The sequence below is a fragment of the Citrobacter portucalensis genome, from assembly GCF_023374935.1.
Taxonomy (GTDB): Bacteria; Pseudomonadota; Gammaproteobacteria; order Enterobacterales; family Enterobacteriaceae; genus Citrobacter; species Citrobacter portucalensis.
The window spans coordinates 2,468,858-2,486,772 of record NZ_CP092466.1 but is presented as its reverse complement, the minus strand read 5'-3'; the positions used below and the strand labels follow the sequence as shown (position 1 = coordinate 2,486,772).

At 49.9% G+C, this 17,915-nt stretch carries 21 protein-coding genes; 10 read left to right on the top strand and 11 right to left on the bottom strand.

Annotated elements, in window-relative coordinates:
- Positions 1–57 precede the first annotated feature (57 nt).
- The gene (locus LY264_RS12140) at positions 58–1,290 is read left to right on the top strand and encodes a GGDEF domain-containing protein (RefSeq protein WP_008784893.1); all 1,233 of its coding nucleotides are present in this window, start codon (positions 58–60) and stop codon (positions 1,288–1,290) included.
- A 12-nt stretch (positions 1,291–1,302) separates the two neighbouring features.
- Here LY264_RS12140 and smrA read toward each other — a convergent pair whose 3' ends face one another.
- Positions 1,303–1,866 (bottom strand): DNA endonuclease SmrA, encoded by a 564-nt coding sequence (gene smrA, locus LY264_RS12135; RefSeq protein ID WP_048216290.1) that lies wholly within the window; start codon positions 1,864–1,866, stop codon positions 1,303–1,305.
- A gap of 225 nt (positions 1,867–2,091) precedes the next feature.
- On the opposite strand from smrA, the gene ogt reads away from it, so the two are divergent.
- The 4 genes from ogt (at position 2,092) to uspE (ending at position 5,673) form a co-directional block, all read left to right on the top strand.
- Positions 2,092–2,607 carry a methylated-DNA--[protein]-cysteine S-methyltransferase gene (gene ogt / locus LY264_RS12130; protein ID WP_008784895.1) on the top strand — a complete coding sequence of 172 codons (516 nt, stop codon included), beginning with the start codon at positions 2,092–2,094 and terminating at the stop codon, positions 2,605–2,607.
- Positions 2,608–2,801: 194 nt separating this feature from the next.
- Complete coding sequence (gene fnr, locus LY264_RS12125) at positions 2,802–3,554, top strand: fumarate/nitrate reduction transcriptional regulator Fnr (protein ID WP_003020397.1); 753 nt, start codon at positions 2,802–2,804, stop codon at positions 3,552–3,554.
- Positions 3,555–3,700: 146 nt separating this feature from the next.
- A complete protein-coding gene (locus LY264_RS12120; protein ID WP_048223939.1) occupies positions 3,701–4,516 on the top strand; it encodes an APH(3')-I family aminoglycoside O-phosphotransferase in 816 nt (271 codons plus the stop codon).
- Between the two features lie 206 nt (positions 4,517–4,722).
- A complete protein-coding gene (gene uspE, locus LY264_RS12115; protein ID WP_003833229.1) occupies positions 4,723–5,673 on the top strand; it encodes a universal stress protein UspE in 951 nt (316 codons plus the stop codon).
- A 48-nt stretch (positions 5,674–5,721) separates the two neighbouring features.
- Here uspE and LY264_RS12110 read toward each other — a convergent pair whose 3' ends face one another.
- The gene (locus tag LY264_RS12110; protein ID WP_003020403.1) at positions 5,722–5,982 is read right to left on the bottom strand and encodes a DUF2534 family protein; all 261 of its coding nucleotides are present in this window, start codon (positions 5,980–5,982) and stop codon (positions 5,722–5,724) included.
- 244 nt (positions 5,983–6,226) lie between these two features.
- On the opposite strand from LY264_RS12110, the gene LY264_RS12105 reads away from it, so the two are divergent.
- Positions 6,227–7,258: a mechanosensitive ion channel family protein gene (locus tag LY264_RS12105; RefSeq protein WP_003843943.1), complete on the top strand. Its 1,032-nt coding sequence runs from the start codon at positions 6,227–6,229 to the stop codon at positions 7,256–7,258.
- Between the two features lie 38 nt (positions 7,259–7,296).
- On the opposite strand, the gene LY264_RS12100 is transcribed toward LY264_RS12105, so the two are convergent.
- The 4 genes from LY264_RS12100 to LY264_RS12085 form a co-directional block, all read right to left on the bottom strand.
- A complete protein-coding gene (locus tag LY264_RS12100; protein ID WP_048223942.1) occupies positions 7,297–8,349 on the bottom strand; it encodes an NAD(P)-dependent alcohol dehydrogenase in 1,053 nt (350 codons plus the stop codon).
- 43 nt (positions 8,350–8,392) lie between these two features.
- Positions 8,393–8,800, bottom strand: a complete 408-nt coding sequence (locus LY264_RS12095; protein ID WP_048223945.1) for a cupin domain-containing protein — start codon at positions 8,798–8,800, stop codon at positions 8,393–8,395.
- 32 nt (positions 8,801–8,832) lie between these two features.
- On the bottom strand, positions 8,833–9,462 hold the full coding sequence (locus LY264_RS12090; RefSeq protein ID WP_048223947.1) for a carboxymuconolactone decarboxylase family protein: 630 nt from the start codon (positions 9,460–9,462) through the stop codon (positions 8,833–8,835).
- 172 nt (positions 9,463–9,634) lie between these two features.
- Positions 9,635–10,018 (bottom strand): VOC family protein, encoded by a 384-nt coding sequence (locus LY264_RS12085; protein WP_048223950.1) that lies wholly within the window; start codon positions 10,016–10,018, stop codon positions 9,635–9,637.
- A 120-nt stretch (positions 10,019–10,138) separates the two neighbouring features.
- Between LY264_RS12085 and LY264_RS12080 the strand changes: the two genes are divergently transcribed.
- A complete protein-coding gene (locus LY264_RS12080) occupies positions 10,139–10,909 on the top strand; it encodes a DeoR/GlpR family DNA-binding transcription regulator (RefSeq protein ID WP_008784903.1) in 771 nt (256 codons plus the stop codon).
- Here the strand turns inward: LY264_RS12080 and LY264_RS12075 are convergent.
- Together LY264_RS12075 and LY264_RS12070 are read right to left on the bottom strand one after the other, a co-directional pair.
- Positions 10,906–11,190 carry a Rho-binding antiterminator gene (locus LY264_RS12075; protein WP_048223955.1) on the bottom strand — a complete coding sequence of 95 codons (285 nt, stop codon included), beginning with the start codon at positions 11,188–11,190 and terminating at the stop codon, positions 10,906–10,908. The genes LY264_RS12080 and LY264_RS12075 overlap by 4 nt on opposite strands.
- Positions 11,191–11,256: 66 nt before the next feature.
- Positions 11,257–11,487 (bottom strand): glutaredoxin family protein, encoded by a 231-nt coding sequence (locus tag LY264_RS12070; protein ID WP_008784905.1) that lies wholly within the window; start codon positions 11,485–11,487, stop codon positions 11,257–11,259.
- 114 nt (positions 11,488–11,601) lie between these two features.
- Here LY264_RS12070 and LY264_RS12065 point away from each other — a divergent pair, with 114 nt between their 5' ends.
- Positions 11,602–12,165, top strand: a complete 564-nt coding sequence (locus LY264_RS12065; protein WP_048223957.1) for a MarR family winged helix-turn-helix transcriptional regulator — start codon at positions 11,602–11,604, stop codon at positions 12,163–12,165.
- Positions 12,166–12,202: 37 nt separating this feature from the next.
- Here LY264_RS12065 and mppA read toward each other — a convergent pair whose 3' ends face one another.
- The gene (mppA, locus tag LY264_RS12060; protein WP_008784907.1) at positions 12,203–13,816 is read right to left on the bottom strand and encodes a murein tripeptide ABC transporter substrate-binding protein MppA; all 1,614 of its coding nucleotides are present in this window, start codon (positions 13,814–13,816) and stop codon (positions 12,203–12,205) included.
- Between the two features lie 184 nt (positions 13,817–14,000).
- On the opposite strand from mppA, the gene mpaA reads away from it, so the two are divergent.
- A complete protein-coding gene (mpaA, locus tag LY264_RS12055; RefSeq protein WP_048223961.1) occupies positions 14,001–14,729 on the top strand; it encodes a murein tripeptide amidase MpaA in 729 nt (242 codons plus the stop codon).
- Here the strand turns inward: mpaA and ycjG are convergent.
- Positions 14,704–15,669, bottom strand: coding sequence for an L-Ala-D/L-Glu epimerase (ycjG, locus tag LY264_RS12050; RefSeq protein WP_048223963.1), 966 nt, complete (start codon positions 15,667–15,669; stop codon positions 14,704–14,706). The genes mpaA and ycjG overlap by 26 nt on opposite strands.
- Before the next feature lie 115 nt (positions 15,670–15,784).
- Between ycjG and tpx the strand changes: the two genes are divergently transcribed.
- Complete coding sequence (gene tpx, locus LY264_RS12045; RefSeq protein WP_003020437.1) at positions 15,785–16,291, top strand: thiol peroxidase; 507 nt, start codon at positions 15,785–15,787, stop codon at positions 16,289–16,291.
- 53 nt (positions 16,292–16,344) lie between these two features.
- Here tpx and tyrR read toward each other — a convergent pair whose 3' ends face one another.
- The gene (tyrR, locus tag LY264_RS12040) at positions 16,345–17,889 is read right to left on the bottom strand and encodes a transcriptional regulator TyrR (RefSeq protein WP_008784910.1); all 1,545 of its coding nucleotides are present in this window, start codon (positions 17,887–17,889) and stop codon (positions 16,345–16,347) included.
- Between the last annotated feature and the right edge of the window lie 26 nt (positions 17,890–17,915).

Below are 17,915 nucleotides of genomic sequence, written 5' to 3'. Positions count from 1 at the left end.
TAAAAAACAGATGCCATTAAACGGGCAACACAGCAGATAAAGATAACGGGATTATCGATGAGCACAACCGAGCTGCATTCACTGGATTTATTAACCCTGCCGGTGTGGATTGTTTCGCCGCATACCGAAGAACTGGTGTTCGCTAATACCGTTGCACGGGAACTGATGCAGGCCCCCTGCTTTTCTCTACTCCGCAAGGGCATATTTTCAACTCATGCCCAGAATGATTTAACCATGTATCTCAGCGATTTGAGAAATCATCACGACATTGTAGAAATCCTTACGGTTTGCCGCGAAGGTGAAGACGTCGCGATGGCCAGCCGCCTGTCCATCCGCTCTCTGCCGGAATCAGGTGACGTCATTCTTTTCGAAGGCATTGAAACACCGACTTCGCAAGGTCTGAAAGCGAGTCGTTCAGCGAATTATCAGCGAAAAAAACAGGGATTTTACGCGCGTTTTTTCCAGACCAACTCGGCCCCAATGTTGCTTATCGATCCGTCCCGTGATGGGCTGATCGTTGATGCAAATCTCAGTGCGCTAAATTTTTATGGCTATAGCCATGATACGATGTGCCAGAAACATACATGGGAAATCAATACGCTGGGCCGTCATATACTCCCGGTGATGCATGAAATCGCCCATCTTCCCGGTGGCCATAAGCCTTTGCATTTTGTGCATAAACTGGCAGACGGCACATCCCGGCACGTACAAACCTACGCCGGGCCAATCGAAATCTACGGTAATAAGCTCATGTTGTGCATTATTCATGATATTACCGAGCAAAAACGGCTGGAACAGGAGCTTGAGCGTGCGGCCCTGCGTGACGCCTTAACGGGATTGCTTAACCGCCGTCATTTTTATCAGGTAACCGAGCCGGAACAGACCCACGCGATGTCATTGACACAGGATTACAGCCTGCTGTTGATCGACACCGATCGCTTTAAAAGCATTAACGATCTTTTTGGTCATTTAAAAGGTGATGAGGTACTTTGCGCTCTGGCCCGCACACTTGAATCCTGTGCAAGAAAGGACGATCTGATTTTTCGCTGGGGAGGTGAAGAATTTGTGCTGCTGCTGCCGCGAACCTCGTTAGATATTGCCCTCAATCTCGCAGAAGTGATACGGGCGACAGTGGCCAAAGTGACTCTCCCTGGCCTTCCCCGCTTTACCGTCAGCATTGGCGTAGCTCGGCACGAAACAAATGAAAGCATCGATGAGTTATTCAAACGCGTTGACGACGCGTTGTACAAAGCCAAGAACGAAGGCAGGAACAGAGTGCTGGCCGCCTGATGTTTACGTCGTTCAGCGACTGCGTTTAGCGTGACGCTCCCAGTTGTCCTGTTTTGCCTGTGCGGTTTTACGCAATGCCACATAACATGCCCCGCTGCCGCCGTGATGCGGCAGTGCGGCGCAGTATGCTTGCACGTCGTCAAATTCCGTCAACCAGCGCGCCACGTAGCTGCGAACAATATTGGCATGGGAGTTATCGTCACGTCCCTTGCCGTGTATCACCAACACGTTACGCAACCCTTCCTGCTGCGCCTGCAGAATAAAGCTAAAGAGCATCTGGCGACATGTTTCAACAGGTTGGCGAATAAGATTAAGGCTCGCCTGCTGCGGGTATTTTCCGTTTCGCAGCTTGTCAGTCACGCCGTTCTGTAAACCTTCGCGACGAAACTCGAGCGGCACATTCAACGGGACAATATCGAGAAATCCCGTCGAGAGAAAATTATCCAGTTGAAGCGTATCAATACGCGCCGGAGTGCGAAGATTGCGCATGGGCTGCCAGTGCACATCGGCATGTTTTTTCAGCGGTTGAACATCCCCCATAGCGTCAAGAAACAGCGATGCATCATCAAGGTTCATGTTTCATCCTCCAGCGTATTGCGACGAGCATTATCATAACCGCGCACTATTATACCGACAACTATACCGGTAACGGTTTACGGTTATTTCCAATAATTAACCGGACCCTCCGCGCTGAACCGACCTACTCACGACAAATTGATATCCGTTTTTAGGGGTATAGCTGCGACGGTCACTGGCGTGATAATGTTTAGCCTCGCCTGAATGCTGTAATGAGAGAAACGGATGCTTAACTTACTGGAAGACACCATCGACACGCCGCTGGGCCCGCTGTGGGTTATTTGTGATGAGCAATTTCGCCTGCGCGCAGTGGAATGGGATCAGCACAGCGATCGCATGGAACAATTGCTTGATATTCATTACCGTACAGAAGGTTATCAGCGCATTACCGCCAAAAATCCTGGTGGATTAAGCGACAAACTCTCTGAGTATTTTGCCGGAAACCTCAGCATAATTGACACGCTGGAAACGGCAACCGCTGGGACGCCTTTCCAGCGTGAAGTCTGGCAAGCATTACGCACTATCCCCTGCGGGCAGGTCATGCATTATGGTCAGTTGGCCGAACAGTTGGGGCGCCCCGGCGCTGCAAGAGCCGTCGGCGCAGCTAATGGCTCCAATCCAGTAAGCATTGTGGTCCCCTGTCATCGCGTCATTGGACGTAACGGCACCATGACCGGATATGCCGGCGGTGTACAACGAAAAGAGTGGTTATTGCGCCACGAAGGTTATTTGCTACTCTAGATTCCAGGCAATTAATGCCTTATTCATCACACTTCCGCATAATGCGACCCCAGATTAAGTGTGGCTAATCAAGCAGATACAAACATTCGCTCCAGTTATGCCTGAATTATTCTCTATTGGGAGTAGCTCAGGCTTACGTGCTCACCAAAAAGATGTTAAAATTGACAAATATCAATTACGGCTTGAGCAGACCTATGATCCCGGAAAAGCGAATTATACGGCGCATTCAGTCTGGCGGTTGTGCTATCCATTGCCAGGATTGCAGCATCAGCCAGCTTTGCATCCCGTTCACACTTAACGAGCATGAGCTTGACCAGCTCGATAACATCATCGAGCGCAAAAAGCCTATCCAAAAAGGGCAGACGCTCTTTAAAGCAGGTGATGAGCTTAAATCACTCTACGCTATCCGCTCCGGAACGATAAAAAGCTATACCATTACCGAACAAGGCGATGAGCAAATTACCGGTTTCCATCTGGCGGGTGACCTGGTAGGTTTTGACGCCATTGGCAGCGGCCATCACCCGAGCTTTGCTCAGGCGCTGGAAACCTCGATGGTATGCGAAATTCCTTTCGAAACCCTTGATGACCTGTCCGGTAAGATGCCGAACCTGCGTCAGCAGATGATGCGTCTGATGAGTGGCGAAATCAAAGGCGACCAGGATATGATCCTGTTGCTGTCGAAGAAAAACGCTGAAGAGCGCCTGGCGGCCTTTATCTACAATCTGTCTCGTCGCTTCGCCCAGCGTGGATTCTCGCCTCGTGAATTCCGCCTGACCATGACCCGTGGCGACATCGGTAACTACCTCGGTCTGACGGTTGAAACCATCAGCCGCCTGCTGGGTCGTTTCCAGAAAAGTGGCATGCTGGCGGTGAAAGGCAAATACATCACTATTGAGAACAGCGACGCGCTGGCGGTTCTTGCCGGCCACACGCGTAACGTTGCGTAATCTTTCCGCAAGCCTCTCTGTTATCCTTCTGTCAAATCGCTAAATTTTCCCGATTTATTGATCTGGCAGGAGGTTATTCCCTGTTTTAATAATCAACTTGTAATGTGTGCACCCGCCGTTTATCCATACTCAGACAAAGGAATGTTATGAATCATATTCACAGGGAAAGCACCTGCGCGCGTTTGCAATTAAACTCAAGCCTGGACCATGAGCTTGATGGCTATAAATGGGCACGTGACCATGTCGGTCAATCTGGTGCTGCCATCTACCGACTTTACGACAAAGTGGATGCCCCTGAATTATATCTGAAGCAAGGTAACGGTAGCGTTGCCAATGATATTACGGATGAAATGGTCAGGCTCATCTGGTTGAAAGATTACATCCCTCTGCCAAACGTTAAGCATTTTTCCCGAACGCCTGACGTAGCATTGCTACTCACCACGGCAATACCAGGGAAAACTGCCTTCCAGATGTTAGAAGAGCACCCTGATATGAGTAATGATATTGTTGATGCTTTGGCGACATTTTTGCGTCGGTTACATGCCATTCCAGTAAATAGCTGCCCCTTTAACAGCAATCACCAATTTCGTCTCACACTGGCACAAAACCGGATGAAAAATAATCTTGTTGATGCCGAAGATTTTGATGATGAACGCAATGGCTGGTCTGTTGAACAGGTCTGGGAAAAGATGCACACCCTTTTGCCCTTCTCATCTGTTCCTGTTGTTACTCACGGTGACTTTTCACTGGATAACATTATTTTTTGTAATGATGAAATAGTGGGGTGTCTTGATGTGGGACGAGTTGGCATCGCCGATCAATACCAGGATCTCGCTATTCTCTGGAACTGCCTCGGTGAATTTTCACATTCACTGCAAAACAGGCTTTTTCAACAATATGGCATTCCTCAACCCGACGAGAAAAAATTGCAGTTTCACTTGATGCTTGATGAGTTTTTTTAAATTTACAGCGCATTACTGCCAAAGCGAGCGGAAGAGTCGGTGCACTACAGGCTGAGAAAAATTGTTTAAATTGAGCGGGATGTAGATAAAAGCTGGAGATTTCCCCAATTTATTGATCTGGCTAGAGGTTCTCCCCTGTTTCAAACCACATTATTGGGTTACTCTTTTAGTTACAAACTGCGATGACAGTTGTAAGGAGACCCTGTATGGCTATGTATAAAAATATGCTGGTCGTCATCGACCCTAACCAGGACGATCAACCAGCATTACGGCGAGCTGTTTATTTGCATCAACGGATTGGTGGCAAAATTAAAGCCTTTTTGCCGATCTATGACTTTTCCTATGAAATGACTACCCTGCTGTCGCCTGATGAGCGTACGGCAATGCGTCAGGGGGTCATCAGCCAGCGAACTGCATGGATACGTGAACAAGCGAAATACTACATCGAAGCAGGGATCCCTCTGGAGATTAAAGTGGTCTGGCATAACCGACCCTTTGAAGCCATCATCCAGGAAGTCATCAGTGCCAGGCATGATCTGGTCCTCAAGATGGCGCACCAACACGACCGCCTCGAAGCCGTAATATTTACGCCAACCGACTGGCATTTATTGCGTAAATGTCCAAGTCCGGTATGGATGGTGAAAGACCAGCCATGGCCTGAAGGGGGTAAAGCACTGGTTGCCGTAAACCTCGCCAGTGAAGAGGCTTATCACAACGCGCTCAATGAAAAACTGGTCAAGGAGACGCTACAGCTTGCAGAACAGGTTAACCATACCGAAGTGCATCTGGTAGGCGCCTACCCTGTCACTCCAATCAACATCGCGATTGAACTGCCTGAATTTGATCCCAGCGTTTATAACGACGCAATCCGTGGACAGCATCTGCTGGCCATGAAGGCGCTACGCCAGAAATTCAGTATTGATGAGAAAGTGACGCACGTTGAAAAAGGCTTACCTGAAGAGGTCATTCCTGATTTAGCCGAGCACTTGCAGGCGGGTATTGTGGTATTGGGGACCGTCGGACGTACCGGTATTTCTGCTGCGTTTCTTGGTAATACCGCGGAACAGGTTATCGATCATCTACGCTGTGACCTGCTGGTCATCAAGCCGGATGAATATCAGACGCCAGTTGAACTGGACGACGAAGAAGACGATTAACCACACAATAAAATGCCGGATGGCGATATCATCCGGCATTTTAAACGCCTAGTGTTGCTCCTCACCACCGAGGAAATAGATACCAAGCGGGATAGCCAACAGAATCGTAAACACCATGCTGTAGACACAAATCATTGCAGATTGAATGGCATACATTGAAGCGGTCCAGTCGGATAGCGGAATGTCATACTGTTCAATAACGCCACCGATCGTCGCTCGCGTCACGACCGACGCTGCGATAATAAACACTCCAAGCAGGCACAACAGAAACTTCCGTCCCTTCGCTGTTTTCAGCTTAGCCATGATCATAGTACTGTCCTTTTGCAGATGAAAACCTTGTTACTTTGCGCTAACAATACCATGACATCAACTGACTGTCTGCTACATAAACCGCATACAGGGTTGACGTCAGCGTTATTTCGCTGAGAATAGCGCTGATTGCATTATTTATCTCTCCTTTTGATTAATGATCTGACCGCCTTAACTGAGTAAAATATCTGGGGATTAGGATGTCAGATGATATTTAGCTAACACGGAGTTGCCAGGAAGAATCATGATCGCTGAACTGTTTATGAATAATGCGTTTAATTTGACGGTAATTCTTAGCTGCTGTGCCGCGCTGGTCCTGATGAGCGTCTGGTATCATCGTGGGGAGCGTCGCTGCAAAGGATTCATATTTCATGCCGCACAATTTTTTGTCTATGCCATTATCATTGGGACGTTTGGCAGCATTGCTAATAACGTTATCGAAAGTTACAGCCTGAAATTTATCTCCCCCAGTGTGGTCGACTTTATCTGCACCTCGTTGATTGCGTTGATCCTGACCATCAAACTTTTTCTGGTGATTAATCAGTTTGAAAAGACGCAGATTAATAAAGGCAGAGATATCACCAGCGCGAGGATCCTGTCGCGTATCATCAAGATTACCATCGTGGTTGCCATCATTTTACTGTATGGCGAACACTTCGGTATGAGCTTATCCGGCCTGTTAACCTTTGGCGGTATTGGCGGTATAGCAGTGGGTATGGCGGGGAAAGATATTCTGAGCAACTTTTTCTCAGGCATTATGCTCTATTTCGACAGACCGTTTAGCATAGGCGATTGGATCCGCTCCCCGGACCGCAATATTGAAGGCACGGTGGCAGAAATTGGCTGGCGAATGACTAAAATAAACACCTTCGACCATCGTCCATTGTATGTGCCAAACTCGATTTTCTCCTCCATCAGCGTAGAAAACCCAGGGCGCATGACCAACCGGCGAATTAAAACGGTGATCGGGTTACGATATGAGGATGCCGATAAAGTCGGTGCCGTTGTCGAGTCGGTCAGAGAAATGCTGCAAAACCATCCTGGAATAGACCAGAAACAAACTCTGTTGGTCTATTTTAATGAATTTGCCGATTCATCGTTGAATATCATGGTGTATTGCTTCACGAAAACCACCGTCTGGAAGGAATGGCTCGCGGTACAGCAAGACGTTTATTTAAAGATTATCACGATAGTCCAGGCAAACGGTGCCGACTTTGCATTCCCCAGCCAGACGCTGTATATGGATAATCCTGAAGCATCGCCATCGACACACTAACAAAAGAAAAGACGCGGAAATCCGCGTCTTTTTCGTACTTATTTCAATGAGGCAATATCAATTACAAAGCGGTATTTCACATCGCTTTTCAACATCCGCTGCCAGGCACGATTAATATCCTGAATATCGATCACTTCAACATCGGCGGTAATACCATGCTGACCGCAAAAATCCATCATCTCCTGCGTTTCGGCAATACCGCCGATAACTGAACCCGCCACGGATCTACGCCCAAGGATCAGGGGAACCGTATTCAGCAACGGATCCAACGCACCAAGATAACCAACCAGCACCAGCGTACCGCTTAGCGCCAGGGTTGGGATATAAGGGTTCAGGTCATGAACGTAGGGCACAGTATCGATAATCAGATCAAACTGATTCGCTGTCGCTTTCATCTGTTCACTGTCAGTGGAAAGCACAACGTGACTGGCACCCAAACGTCTGGCATCAGCTTCTTTGCCCGGTGAACGCGTAAACAGCGTAACTTCCGCGCCCAGCGCATTTGCAAATTTGATTGCCATATGCCCGAGTCCACCCAGACCGACAACCGCGACTTTACTGCCCTCACCTACCTGCCAGTGGCGCAGTGGCGACCATGTTGTGATCCCGGCGCAAAGCAGCGGCGCCGCACCGCGTAAATCGATCCCTTCAGGGACCTTCACCACAAACTTTTCGGTAACGACAATTTTGTCAGAATAGCCGCCGAAAGTAGGCAGGCCGTCATGACGGTCGATATCGTTATACGTTAGCGTGTTACCTTCTTCGCAATACTGCTCTAGCCCCTGCTCGCAGGCGCTACAGTGTTGACACGAATCAACCATGCAGCCGACCCCTGCGAGATCGCCCACTTTGAATTTTGTTACCGACTTACCAACATGCACCACGCGGCCAATGATCTCATGCCCTGGTACCATCGGATATTTAGCGCCGCCCCAATCGTTGTAGGCGTTGTGAATATCCGAGTGGCATACACCGCTGTATAAAATATCGATAACCACATCATCTTCACGCGGATCGCGACGAACAAAATTATGGGGGACTAAATCTTCTTTCACCGCCAGAGCAGCATAACCCTTCACATTCATGACCATTGAGATCTCCTCAGGGATTAGGAGTTACCAGAACCAGCATAGTTCAGGGCAGCAGGTTGTACTCAGCGTCGCTAACCGGTTCCAGCCATTCGTTCGACGCGCCAGGAGCCGGGATTTCCACGGCGATATGAACAAACCAACTATCACGCGCAGCACCGTGCCAGTGTTTCATTCCCGCCGGAATGTGCACGACATCGCCGGTTTTCAGCTCACGTGCCGGTTTATTCCACTCCTGATACCAGCCTCTGCCACCGGTCACCAGCAATATTTGTCCACCCTCATGATGAACATGCCAGAAGTTACGACAACCCGGTTCAAATGCGACATTGCCAATTACCACGCCTTCCATGGAGAGCATGGTCAGATAGCTGTCGCCAGTGAAATACTTCGCATACGCTTCATTTTTCTCTCCACGTGGAAAGACGCTGTTACCATCAAATTGTTCGTTCATAGTGACTCCAGTATGGATAATGTCCGCGGTGTTCATGCCAGACATTCATCAAGAACCGTACAGGCATTTTCCCCAATCCCGGCTCCACAGTGCTGTTCGAGTATCGTAATAAACTCACTGAGTTGCTCAGGGATGATCCCGATGTTAAGGCATATCGAAAAATGGCTTTTCAACTGGCTGTTAACGCCGCCCAGAACGGCCAGCGCCGAAACGGTCGCCCATTCACGGTCCTGCCAGTCAAGTACATCTCGCTGAAAAATATCGCCAAACAGATGTGCTTTAAGCCAGACATCAATAGCGGGTGCAAAGTCAAACAGCGGACCGCTTACAGGCTGTCCAACCAGTTGCGTCTGAGTTAGGCTCCCAGCCTGAACACTGTTCCAGTCTGCAGGTGGCGGCGTGGCCGTTCTACCTTCGTCGTCTGAAAGCCCTTTCTCGCTTCGACTTTTCACCACCGACATAAAGCAGGACAGACCGTTCAGGCTGCGAGGGAAACCGCAGTATGCGTAGAGCTGTAGCAGGATCTCTTTTACTTCACTGAGCGTGAGTCCCGCATCCAGTCCGGCGTTGAGCGCGACATCCAGCTTTTCCATCTGTCCTGTGGCAGTGAATGCCGCAATGGGGATGATTGCCTGTTGTCTGGCATCCAGTTGGTATTGCATATTCGACTCTCCAAAACGGTGGCAACATTGCACCACCGGGGGCTGAAAACAGTAAAATTATAGAGACTCGACATGTCGGTGATTAGAGAGGAAAAGAAGGACAAACTTATGAGCTGTGCTCATCAATAATAAGCAGCAGGTACTCTTTATTTGCAGGTAACTGAATGAAGAGTTACGCCACAATCTCGATTAAATTGCCGTCAGGATCTTTTATCACCGCTTCGTAATAACCATCGCCAGTAGTGCGCGGACCTGAGACTAATATCCCCTGTTCCTGCGCTTGCAATGCAATGGCATCAACATTTTCATTGCCGCCAACAGAAATGGCGAGGTGTACCCATCCGCAACGATTATTGTCAGATTGCTGCCCGATAAGACCCGGTTTGGTCATTAACTCAATCGCAATTTCCTCGCCAATTTTGACAAAATAAGATTCAAAACCAGGATTGGTTTTACTGCGGTATTTCTCGTTGATCTTGCCGTCAAAAAACGAGACCCAGAAGCGAGCTTGCTGCTCGAGATCCTGTGTCCATAACGCCATATGCGCAATCTTCATAGCGAACCTCTTCCCGTTGTATCCAGAATAGTACGGCCCCTGTAAGGGATGTTGACATCGTTAATCATAATGCACGATCATGCACTCTATTGCTCGATGTTTATTTCACCTGGAGTATCTATGCTCGATTACGCCGCATTCCCGGAACAGCGCCAGGCGCTTATCTTTCAGATCCTGCAAGAAAACGGCAGGGTCATTTGTTCTGAACTCGCTAACCGATTAGGCGTTTCTGAACATACAATTCGTCGTGATTTGCATGAATTGAGCAAAGATGGCGTGTGTAAAAAAGTTTATGGTGGCGCGGTCATTACACTCCCTGAATCCGAAGACATCGACGTACGCAAGAGTATTAATGTAGCCAAAAAGAGCAACATCGCGCAGAGATGTGCCCGACTGGTCAAATCTGGAAGCTGTATTTTTATCGACACGGGTAGCACCAATCTGGCAATGGCAGAAGCTCTGCCCGCCGAACTGGCATTAACCGTGGTGACAAATTCACCGGAGATTGCCGCCGTTTTGCTAAAAAAACCGCTGTTTGAAGTCATTATGCTGGGTGGCGTGGTGCAGAGATCTTCAGGTGGGTGCGTGGGAGCTTCCGCCATCGCGCAAGTGCAGGACATTTTATTCGATCAGGGATTTATTGGCGGCTGCGCGATGTCGCCTGAATCCGGCTTAACGGGATTTGATTATGCGGATTGTGAGTTCAAAAAAGCGGTGATTAAACAATGTAATGAAACTATCGTCGCGCTAACGGCTGAAAAAATCCCAGCCGTCGCCCGATATGTCGTTACCGAAAGCAGCAATATCGATGTGATTGTTGTAGAGGACAACATCAGCAAAGAGTACGCCACAGCGTTCCAGGCGCACGACATTCGAATTTATACAGTCTAACCGCGGTAGGCTCGCTGAAAACTAACTGTGCTAAACGTCGCTCCGGGCGTCAGCGCGGTGATCGCTGACAGACAATCCAGACGGATTTTTTGCTGGTTTTCAGATTGCTCCACTACCAGAAATTCTTCTTTTTCCACGGTGGTACACGTCGTCAGCGCTTTAGCATCAAAACATGTGCCATCCGTTAGTTCAATGTGCAACCAATAGTGGTACATGCAGGCGATTTCCAGATAATCATGAAGATCGCAATCTATCGGGTGATACTCTTCGGCCGTTTTCATCACACTACCTTCCCCAACGTCTTGTATATTCGGGAAATCGCCAACGCAACTTCCCGAACTTTCCAGCTATTTCAACGCTTCAATGGGAGCGCCGAAATTAATATGCAGCACATTGCCGTCAATCACCAGCGCCGGAACAGATTTCACGCCAGCCACTTCAGCCTCAGCAACCCGATCAGGTTGCTCTCCCAGATGAACCACATCGATTTCAACATCCGCAGACAAATGCTGCAGAAGTGTCTGTTCTGCGGAAACACAAACCGGGCAACCTGCATGATAGAAACGAGCTTTAGTCATGATACATCTCCTTTAAATTATAGTATCGATTCGATACTATAATTCATGCTACGCTGCTTTTACCCTTTGTCAATATAGTTTTTAATCGATACTATATACCGAGGAGGATTTGTTATGCCCGACATGTCACTTTTCGACGTACTTGACCGGCTTTCCAGCCTGACAAGGATGTGGTTTCGCCAGCATCCTTTACTGGCGGATCTCCAGCCAGTGCAACTTAGCGCGTTAATGTATCTGGCCCGTTGCAACCGTTATTCCAATACGCCGCTTGGCGTAACGGACTACCTTGGGCTCACCAAAGGTACCGTGTCACAATCGCTGAAGCTTTTGGAAAACAAAGGGTTGATTGTTCGTAAGCCGGATCACCGTGATAAACGTAGCGTCCATCTACACTTAAGTGAGTCGGCCAATACCTTACTGGAAGCCCTGCTGCCCCCCACGTTTTTAGTGGAGGGTGAATCGGCAATGGGTGAACGGGCGATCGTGCTCAGAGAGCTGCTGTTAGAACTGTTACGTGGGATCCAGAGGACCAACAATGTACCTGGCTTTGGTCTTTGCCATAGCTGTCGGTTCCACCAAAAAATTGATGGTCAGGGATTTTGTAATCTGACGAAAGAGAGATTGAGTGAAGAAGATTCATTGCTGATTTGCCGGGAGCATCAGCCGCCGGAAACATAAAATGGCTGGTGCAAAATCACACCAGCCATTATCTCTGTTAGTGTTTAACGATATACATTGTGCGGCTATAGGCCACATCTTCAGGGTTAGTAATCGGATACCCTTTCAGCCACGGTTTAATTAAACGCCCGTTGGTATACTGATAAATCGGTGCAATAGGTGCCTGTTCCATCAGAATTTTCTCCGCGGCGTTATAATCTGCATTGCGCGCTTTCTCTGTATTCTCCAGAGTTGCCTGGGTCAACACTTTGTCGTACGCCGGATCATTAAAGCGGGAGATATTGCCCGTATGGGTCGATGTTAATAGCGACAAGAACGTAGATGGCTCATTGTAGTCACCCACCCATGAGGCGCGGATCACATCAAAATTACCGGTATTACGGCTGTCGATATACGTTTTCCATTCCTGATTCTGCAGTTTTACGTCAACACCGAGGTTCTTCTTCCACATAGAAGCCACTGCGATAGCAATCTTCTGATGATTTTCTGAGGTGTTGTACAGCAGCGTCAGTTTAAGCGGTTTCTGTGGGCCATAGCCCGCCGCACGCAGCAGCGTTTTTGCCTGCGCGTTCAGTTCTTCCTGACTCATTTGCTCAAACGGTGAAGGTTCCGGCACAAATCCTGCCGTTACATCCGGCGTAAAATGCCATGCCGGCTTCTCACCTGTACCCAATACCTTCTCCGCCATCAGACGACGATCGATAGTCATGCTGAGTGCCAGCCGCACACGTGAATCGGCGGTCGGTCCCTTCTGGGTATTGAAAGCATAATAATAAGTACCAAGCTGCGGCGGGGTGTAAACCTGACCCGGGATATCCTTCAACAGTTTCTGGTACATATTTTTCGGGAAGGATTCCGTGATATCAATATCACCAGCAAGATAGCGCTTGGTGGCAGCTGATTCCTGGTTGATCGGCAGGAAGGTGACTTTTTGCAACACTGTTTTGGCGTTATCCCAATAATGCGTGTTCGGCACCACTTCCAGTTTTTCGTTCACGACGCGATCTTTGAGCACATAGGCGCCGTTACCAATAAGATTGCCTGGTTTGGTCCACTCTTTGCCGCTCTCAACGTTAGCTTTTTGTACCGGATAGAATGCAAAACTCGCTGTCAGATTGGCAAACCAGGGCAGCGGTTTATCCAGTTGAACTTTCAATGTTCGTGCATCGACAGCACTAACGCCAAGTTTATCAGGCGTGGCTTTGCCATCGATAATAGCCTGAGCATTATTAATACCCGCCAGCGCAGCAAACCAGGCAAACGGCGACAGCGTTTTTGGGTCAACCAGACGCTGCCAGCTATAGACAAAATCCTGCGCCGTTACCGGCGTACCATCGGCCCATTGCGCATTGTCACGCAGCGTAAACGTCCAGATGCGGTTATCGTTACTCTTCCACTGGGTAGCGACGCCAGGCACGATCTCACCCTTCTCATTCTGGTTGACCAGCCCTTCAAATAGATCACGAATAACCTGTATTTCAGGCAGCCCGACGGCTTTTGCCGGATCAAGCGACGCCGGTTCGTCTTTTATATGACGCACCAGTTCTTGTTTCTCTGCCAGTACCGTTCCGCTGGGAACATCAGCAGCCCAGGATAAAGAAATGCTGCTAACCAACAACGCACAACAGGTTACTGAAACAGAATGCTGCATAAGATACCCTCAATTCCGGCTACTAAGTGAATGTGTAATTATTTGTATCGCCAGCAGGAAATGCAATTAACTTCCGACAAGAAAGTGATATTACACCTGAAAAGATAAGTGTGTGAAAACGATTTGATTATCCATACATTTTGCACAACACTGCGAGTAACAATCCAAGCATTCAGAGATGACTATGACCGTTACCCGTCCCCGTGCCGAGCGCGGCGCATTCCCACCTGGAACCGAACATTACGGACGTTCCTTGTTAGGCGCACCGCTAATCTGGTTTCCTGCACTGGCGGCCGATCGTGAAAGCGGCCTGATACTGGCGGGAACGCACGGCGACGAAAACTCCTCTATCGTTACCCTTTCCTGCGCATTGCGTACGCTTACCCCTTCCCTGCGTCGCCACCATGTGGTGCTGGCCGTAAACCCTGACGGTTGCCAGCTTGGACTGCGCGCAAATGCGAACGGCGTCGATCTGAACCGTAACTTTCCCGCCGCAAACTGGAAAGCGGGCGAAACGGTGTACCGCTGGAACAGTAGCGCAGAAGAGCGTGATGTGGTGTTGTTGACCGGCGAAAGTCCGGGTTCGGAACCAGAAACCCAGGCGTTGTGTCAGCTTATTCACCGAATTCATCCCGCCTGGGTAGTCTCTTTTCACGATCCACTGGCCTGTATTGAAGATCCCAGAAGCAGCGAGCTGGGTTCGTGGCTGGCACAGTCGTTTGAATTGCCTCTGGTCACCAGCGTAGGTTATGAAACGCCCGGCTCTTTTGGGAGCTGGTGCGCAGACCTGAATTTACACTGCATAACCGCCGAATTTCCGCCCATTTCATCGGATGAAGCGAGCGAAAAATACCTGCTGGCCATGTCCAATCTGCTGCGCTGGCACCCTAGGGATGGAGCTGCCCGGTCGTAAAATGTAGGGCTGGCTCCGCATCGCTGGCCAGCCACGTAGGGCCATCAAGATCGGCAAAGTTAACCTGCGGCGTAAGCGGTAACGCCGCACCAATAGCCCGGGAGGTACACAGCATGCAGCCCAGCATCAGCGCAAATCCCTGCTCGCGGGCTTCCGTTGCCAGCGCCAGTGCTTCCGTCAGACCGCCTGTTTTGTCCAGTTTGATATTGACCATTTCATAGCGTCCGTGCAGCGCTTTCAGGCTACTGCGAGTGTGGCAACTTTCATCTGCGCAGATGGGCAGCGGATGCACAAAATTCTCCAGCGCGGCATCATCCTGGGCCGGCAGCGGCTGCTCCAGCATCGCCACCCCTAAATCAGCCAGAAGCTGACAGCGTGCCGCAAGGCCTTCTGCCCGCCAGGATTCGTTGGCGTCGACAATAATCGTGGCGTCAGGAACAGCCGCACGAATGGCAACCATCCGCTCACTAATTAAGCGAGCATCCAGTTTAACTTTCAGCAGTTTTGCGCCATTTCCCCACAGCGCAGCCGCGCTCGCAGCCATTTGTTCCGGCGAGCCAATCACTACGGTTTGCGCCGTCGTCACCACTTCCGCCAGTTCACTTCCCACCAATTCCGCCAACGACTTCTGCTGTTGACGCGCACTCAGATCCCACAACGCACAATCTACGGCATTTCGCGCAGCTCCTGCTGGCAGCAGTTTTTGCAGCTCTTCGCGCGTCAGTCCGTTTTCCAGTTGTGGCGCAATGCTCATTATTTGCGCCAGGACAGAGGCATCGCTTTCACCGTAGCGTGGGTACGGTGTGCACTCGCCAATACCTGTGACGCCATTTTCTGTCAATTCGACGACAACCACATGCGCTTCGGTCCTGCTCCCACGGGCGATGACAAAGGGAGTGTGCAGCGGCCAGGCTTCCTCATATACCTTAACTGTTCTCATTTGTTTTCCTTAATGCAGTCCCTGAAGCGGATATCCGCAAATAGCGTTTGCCGTGTTAACTGTTGATGGCATAAACTAGCCTCGACGTTAACTATATGTAAACAGGAAGATAACCATGTCACAAACCGTTCATTTCCAGGGCAACCCGGTTGCAGTTGCCGGCTCCATTCCTCAGGCTGGAAGCAAAGCTCAGGCTTTTACCCTTGTGGCTAAAGACCTGTCTGACGTTACGCTGGGCCAGTTTGCAGGCAAGCGCAAAGTGCTGAATATTTTCCCAAGCATCGATACCGGCGTTTGCGCGGCATCGGTACGTAAGTTTAACCAACTGGCGACAGAAATCGACAATACCGTCGTACTGTGTATTTCGGCCGACCTGCCATTCGCCCACTCTCGTTTTTGCGGCGCGGAAGGTCTGAGCAACGTTATCACGCTGTCCACCCTGCGCAACGCAGAATTCCTGAAAAACTACGGTGTTGAAATCGCTGAAGGCCCGCTGAAAGGTCTGGCCGCACGTGCCGTAGTTGTTATCGATGAAAATGACAACGTCGTCTTCAGCCAACTGGTCAATGAAATCACCAACGAACCAGACTACACAGCGGCGCTGGACGTACTGAAAGCGTAAGCTGCGTTTGCATACAAAAATGCCTCCGCATGGAGGCATTTTCATTTACGACATTACTCTTCGCTTTTTTTCTGTTGGCTCAGGCCGTATTCGCGCAATTTATTGGCAATCGCGGTATGCGAAACGCCGAGGCGCTTGGCCAGCTTGCGCGTGCTGGGATAATTCATATACAGCTGCGTCAGCACTGAGCGTTCAAAGCGGCTGGTAATTTCATCCAGCGACCCTTCCATTACCTCTTCTCCGACCGCAACCGTTGCCGCGTCGTAATCCGGCAGCAAAATATCCTGTGGCCGCAGCTCATAGCCTTCAAGCTGGGTCAGCGCCCGGTAGATAGCGTTTTTAAGCTGACGCACGTTACCCGGCCAACCGTAACGGGTTAACACCGTGCTGAGATCGGCGGACAGCTTCGGACGCGGCACGCCCTGTTCATCGGCAAAACGCGCCACAAACAGTTCGGTAAGCGGCATAATATCTTGTGGGCAATCGCGCAGCGGCGGCAGGTTTAGCGTCAGTACATTCAGACGATAATAGAGATCCTCACGGAAAAGTCCTTTCTGCACCAGCTCCACAAGGTTCTTTTGCGTCGCGCAAATCACACGGACATCAACATGAACTTCGTGATCTTCTCCCACGCGACGGAACGTGCCGTCATTGAGAAAACGCAGCAATTTGGTCTGCATACGCGGCGACATTTCGCCAATTTCATCTAACAGAACCGAACCGCCATTCGCCTGCTCAAAGAACCCTTTTTTGCCTTCCGGCGCATGGCCAAACAGCTCGCTTTCAACCGCATCTTCAGGGATTGACGCACAGTTCAGCGCCAGATACGGTTTCGACGCACGCGGGCTTGCCAGATGACAGGCATGGGCAAAAAGATCTTTGCCGGTGCCGGTATTACCAGTAATCAGCAGCGGTGCGCTCAGCGTCGCCAGCTTGCGCGCTTGTTCTACGACGTGTTTCATTTTGGCGCTGACGGCAATAATCTGGCTAAACGCGCTGAGATCCTGCGTTGTCATATTTTGCAGCTGACGTCCCATTCGGATGGTGGAGCGCAACATCACCACCGCGCCGGTCAGCATCTGCTCCTGATTTTCGCCCTGCAAATGGACAGGCGTAATTTCCATCAGGAAATTCTGCCCGTTAATCACGACATGTTCGCTATGGGAATCCTGCGGATTGCTTTCCAGCCAGCGCTGGAAGTTAAACCCATTGATTAACTGGGCTGCGGTATGGTTGCGCATCCGCTCCTGGGTGTGCGCAAAAAGTTGACAGCTCGCAGGGTTCGCCATCTCAACTTTGCTTTTCATATCAAGAGAAAGGACCGGTTCTGGCAACGCTTCAAGCAGAGCACTCAGCGCCAGATGTTCACGTTCGGAAGGCATCCAGGGTACGGTACGCACATCCGTAACCCCTGAAATACGGCGGATTTCAGCCATCAGACTGCTGAAGTTGGTGAACTCCAGCTCCGCAAAATTAAGGTAAATTCGCCCGATGGGGTCAATCTCAATACCGCGTAAATCAATGCTTCTCAGCACCAGTAAATCGAGCAATTCGCGGGTCAGACCAAGACGGTCTTCACAAAAGACTTCCAAACGCATAGGAACCTTCACCTGGACAAGGGATT